The sequence below is a fragment of the Gammaproteobacteria bacterium genome (assembly GCA_027296625.1).
Lineage (GTDB): Bacteria > Pseudomonadota > Gammaproteobacteria > JAKEHO01 > JAKEHO01 > JAKEHO01.
In genome coordinates this window covers 1-4,552 of record JAPUIX010000087.1, presented here as the reverse complement: position 1 = coordinate 4,552, position 4,552 = coordinate 1, and the positions used below count along the sequence as shown (strand labels likewise).

Below are 4,552 nucleotides of genomic sequence, written 5' to 3'. Positions count from 1 at the left end.
CTCCAAACAGGTGATTGACTACGGTCCTGCAGGCGAAGGCGCCGGTTGCGGTATTTTCTTCTGTATTGCGGATCTCAATGCAAACGGGTTGCCCGACATAGTTGCTCCTGGCAAGGATGGGCTCCACGTTTTTGAAAACCTCGGGTTAAGTTAACGGAAACGCACGCCTAAGGTGAATGGCGCGGACTTAAGCGTGCGCTCTAACGAAAACTCATGTAATGAGCGATTCTGCCCTTCTTTTTTTGTTGTGTTGCTCGTGGCAGTATCCCTTAAAGTGCTGGCTAATCATATGTTAGCAAGGAGATAGGTAAATGACGACTATCAAGCAGATTAACCCTATTTTGATGGCCTTAGATCTGGATATGACCATTGCGTTTTATCGTGACCGATTGGGATTTGAGGTGGAGTTCGTCTATCGCGAATCAGGGATTAATCCGTATGCATCATTAGTTCGCAATGGATGTTCAATCAAGTTCAGACAAGGCTCTTTACCCACAGATCCAAGTTCATATGGAGGGATAAGTATTGAGGTAGAGGATGTTGATGAAATGTATTTTGAGTTACAAGAACGTGGTGCCTTCGATGAAAATTATCCCAGGGAGTTTTCGTGTATTAGGGAGCATCCTCCTGAAGACAAAGAATATGGCGTAAAGGATATGTTTCTCGTTGACCCAAATGGATACGTTATCACTTATCTGACACCTTTACCTTGAATTGAAAGCTGCCTAACGCCTGCGTTAGGCGTCCAAGTTACAAAATGAGTGAAATGGGGTGCGTGAGGCCTGCCCTCCCACCCGAAGGGTTGCTCCCACTCGAAGAGGATCTAGCAAGGGGAATTTCGATGGGGTTCCAGAGAACTGAATAGCCCTAATCGTGAGGTTTTGTGTTTGACTTTTACCGCTACACTATCAGATAATACCGTTTCTCGTTCCAGATGAGACGATTCTATTGAGGTAGATAGTCGGGTAAATAGCAATGTTAAAGCCGACTTACGACTTGAAAAATAGTCTCATTTAAAATTGAACATGGTATAATATGTGATTATTGTAGCGCCAAAGGATGGGAATAAGATGGCGGACACTAAAAAATATCCCATGTTTCGGCATCGCATGAATCAAGATTGGTGGTGGACCATCCGGCTCTTCGGGAGCCGCAGCGAAATCAATCCGTACTCGCTCACTGGGTACCTCCAACGAAGGTTCGAAGAAACCCGGTAGCCTTACCTCAATATGAGACATAGCAACTCTTCTTATGTCCAATCCAACTTCTCGGGAGACAATGATGACCGACCTGCTCGATAAGAATCTTTCCCACGTCCAGCCGCCCACCCCAGCAGCCAGGGATCCCGAGGCGGCATTTGGCACCAAGCAACCCTCAGTGAACTTGCCGCGCCCGACAACGCTCGACCTGGATCCGCCGGGCGCCGATAAGCTGGGGCTGACAGCACAAGAGGTCGAACAATTCAGACAAACAGGTTTCATGATAAAGCGGGGGCTGATCCCGAAGAAGGACTTTTCTCCGTTCATTAAACTATGGTGGCAGCAACCTCCTGTAGTGGAGGCTAAGATGTCGCCCCGCGACCCTAGCTCGTGGGAAGCTCCCGGCAAGCATTGGCCTGATGAAAATCGCTGGGCCCTCGCCAACAATTGGATGGGTGGTGGAGTGTGGCCTTCGCCAGCGGACGCACGCCCCGGCGCGACAGTCGGCGAAAGGGTCGGTCGGCTGCCGCACAAGCTGACGAGGGACATCAGCAACGATGTGTGGCGCTGGCATGGAATAGGCCACGACGACGCGTTCGTTTCCGCGACTTCTGCGCACCCGCGTGTACTGTACATGGCTGAGGCATTGTTAGGCGGGCCGGTGAAGCGGCCACGACGCAATCGAGGGATATATTCCATCTTCCCCCGCGACCGCTCGGGGCCAGAATCCAGACTCGGACCTCACATGGACCAAAGCATGACCGAAATGATAGTTGTGACTTATTTGGAAGATGTCGGTCCACGCTCGGGTGGCTTCACGATCTATCCCACTTCACCTCAGTTGCTCTACCCCACCTCAGAGCAAGCGCTGAACTGGGTGGCAACTGACGAGTCGAAGATAGCTATGGATTACATCAAAGCCAACGTGCAGCCGATTGAGTTTACCGGCAAGGCTGGCGACGTGCTGTTCTGCCACGGCTGGATGGTTCATTCCGCTGGAATCCATGAGAGTGCAAAGATCCGTATGGCAGTCGTCCAGGATTTCAACAAGGTACGAGAGCGCGGTCACATGCGATGGACGGCTGCGGGCAAGAATGGTGGGGCGCGCATCAACTGCAATATGGATGGCGTCTTCGCCTTTCCAACCGACAATGCCAACGACGACCCAGCTGATGGGATGCGCGAGGTTACAAATCAGTGGCATATGGACTCCAACGAATTCGTACTAGCGAGACACCGCCCCCGGGTTGACATGTTCGAGGAATGGAACCTGGGGAGACGTGCTGTGAAAGGTAATGTTGTTGACGAGCCTGGGTGGTGGGAGAAGTACGATTTGCCGATGTTGCCGGATGGCAATGTGCCCCGTGGCGGTGGTGGCACTCCAGCGCTGCCTTTGTCAGAAATTGCAGACTACGAAGGTGCGGGTCTTTGGAAAGTCGAGTCGAGGGCCAATGACTGGATGTCCCAGTGACTACATGAGTGCTTTCCTAACAAAGTAGAGCTATTTAAATTGGAAAGCTGTTTGTATTCGTACAGCTCACGAAGATAGGCGAGATAGAAATGGATCAGTTGATTGTCTGGGTACCACTCCAAATCTGGCCGACTGTGCTCTAGCGGACGACCGGTGAGAACTTCGTCAAGCCGGTCGAGGGAGTGATGCCATCCGGCGGCTGACCAGGGATCCAAGCCTCCAAACTGTGCATAATACAGCGGCGTATATCGAGTTCGCCATATAATGGCTCCTATCTCAGAGCCTGTATAATCTTTCTGATATTTTTACTCTCCATGCAGCTAATAACCCAGATCACCAGCCGGGTTACCGGACCAGCCTTCACTATAAGTCTGGCCAAGCCTGCGACCAGCTTGTCCATGCGTTTAATTTCTATATCTTTCTGTTCAGGAGCTAGCGATACTATTCGTTTGGCAGCCATCCAGGCAGCCTCTCGAGCTGCTTTCAGGCTAAAATCGGCAAACCTTTCATCTGCACGGCCACCGATTTTGTCGATAAGAGCCAACCAGGGTGAGAGTTCGCCAATCTCGCTCTGTACTTCATCCACTAAGTTCGATAAAATCAGATTTATTTTTTCAAAATCATCTTTTAAGTAACCGTTAAAAAATGCCAAGATATGAAGTCAGAGCAAATAGACTGTTAAATGCATGAGACGGCATCCGTTGGGTATCATTAAGTCAACGCAATAACTCAACAATACCCAGGAGATGCCATTATGAAATTACGTTTTCGTTTTGGAAAGGTTGAATCCAATCACTCTTACGAGGATAAACAGTTGGACAGAATCGATGCACAACTCGACGAGCCACAGATTCGCCAACGCCTCACCGAAAGCTATAAAGGGCAAAAAAGCGGTCTGGGACGCAAGCCGCTTGACCCAGTCATCGCTTACAAGGCGCATCTGCTCTATTTTCTCAAGCGGGACATTATAAGTTTCAACGAGTTACCTCGACAGGTTGATAAGGACGACGATTACCAGGCATTCTGTCGTTGCCAAGGAGTGGAGTTTACAGCTGGCTATCTGTCTCATTTCCGAAAGCACCACCTCACTGGCGTTGTGGCCGCCCAACTGATGAGAGACATTGTATCTGGCTTGGATATTGAAACTTCAACCACTCCATTGCGGATTGGGATCTGGGATAGCGTTCCGATGCCAAGTTATAGCACACCGGTTAAAGACACAAAGCACTGTGACTGCAAAAAGCCGTGTGAGTGCGACAAGCACTTCTCTGACCCGGACGCTCAAATTGGCTGGCAGCGACCAACGCTGACCAAGAAGGACAAGTTCATCGGCTATCGGAAGCACACCGTCCTGCTTTATTCGGCAGATAAAGATGAGCGGTTGCCGATTGCCACTGCCGTCTGTCCGGCCAATGAGGCGGATATCGACGTGATTGAACAGACTCTAAGCCAAGCCCATCAGTTGATTGACGTCCTGCTGGTTGACCAGGCGATTTACGATTTCGAGCAGATTGCCGATTGGTTGACCAACTATGGTGTCTTAGTTTTAGTCAAGCCCAAAAGCAACGCCGTTTTAGACCAATACCCGCTTGATGCGACCAAGACCCCCTGTTGCCCAAAGATGGAACAACCATTGGTCTGGTCTCACTTTGACTTTGAAGACTACACTTAGGTGTATCAGTGTGGCTCAGATGAGTGTATCCATCGATTCAGTTGTCCTCGTCAGTTTGAGATGCCCTTAGCTGACCACCCGGCGGTGTTGGGGGTATTTCCACCCCATACGCGGTGGGGTAAACTACTGTTATCGTTGCGGGGTCTGATTGAGACAGAGTTCGGTGTGCAGACGCTTTGGGCGCGGCTGAAACGCTTGCCGTTTCGAGGA

General features: G+C 50.4%; 4 protein-coding genes. 3 read left to right on the top strand and 1 reads right to left on the bottom strand.

What is annotated here, in order from left to right; translation table 11 throughout:
* The first annotated feature begins 311 nt into the window (after positions 1–311).
* Both O6944_04730 and O6944_04725 read left to right on the top strand, forming a co-directional pair.
* Positions 312–713, top strand: a complete 402-nt coding sequence (locus O6944_04730; GenBank protein ID MCZ6718444.1) for a VOC family protein — start codon at positions 312–314, stop codon at positions 711–713.
* A gap of 565 nt (positions 714–1,278) precedes the next feature.
* Entirely contained in the window at positions 1,279–2,670 is a 1,392-nt protein-coding gene (locus O6944_04725; protein ID MCZ6718443.1) for a phytanoyl-CoA dioxygenase family protein, read from the top strand.
* A 271-nt stretch (positions 2,671–2,941) separates the two neighbouring features.
* On the opposite strand, the gene O6944_04720 is transcribed toward O6944_04725, so the two are convergent.
* A complete protein-coding gene (locus O6944_04720) occupies positions 2,942–3,322 on the bottom strand; it encodes a DUF5995 family protein (protein ID MCZ6718442.1) in 381 nt (126 codons plus the stop codon).
* Positions 3,323–3,424: 102 nt separating this feature from the next.
* On the opposite strand from O6944_04720, the gene O6944_04715 reads away from it, so the two are divergent.
* The gene (locus O6944_04715; GenBank protein ID MCZ6718441.1) at positions 3,425–4,342 is read left to right on the top strand and encodes a transposase; all 918 of its coding nucleotides are present in this window, start codon (positions 3,425–3,427) and stop codon (positions 4,340–4,342) included.
* The last annotated feature ends 210 nt before the right edge of the window (positions 4,343–4,552 follow it).

Excerpts from the sequence above, each read along its gene's own strand:
- O6944_04725 (MCZ6718443.1), top strand. The coding sequence starts at position 1,279 with ATGATGACCGACCTGCTCGATAAGAATCTTTCCCACGTCCAGCCGCCC.
- O6944_04730 (MCZ6718444.1), top strand. The coding sequence starts at position 312 with ATGACGACTATCAAGCAGATTAACCCTATTTTGATGGCCTTAGATCTG.
- O6944_04715 (MCZ6718441.1), top strand. The coding sequence starts at position 3,425 with ATGAAATTACGTTTTCGTTTTGGAAAGGTTGAATCCAATCACTCTTAC.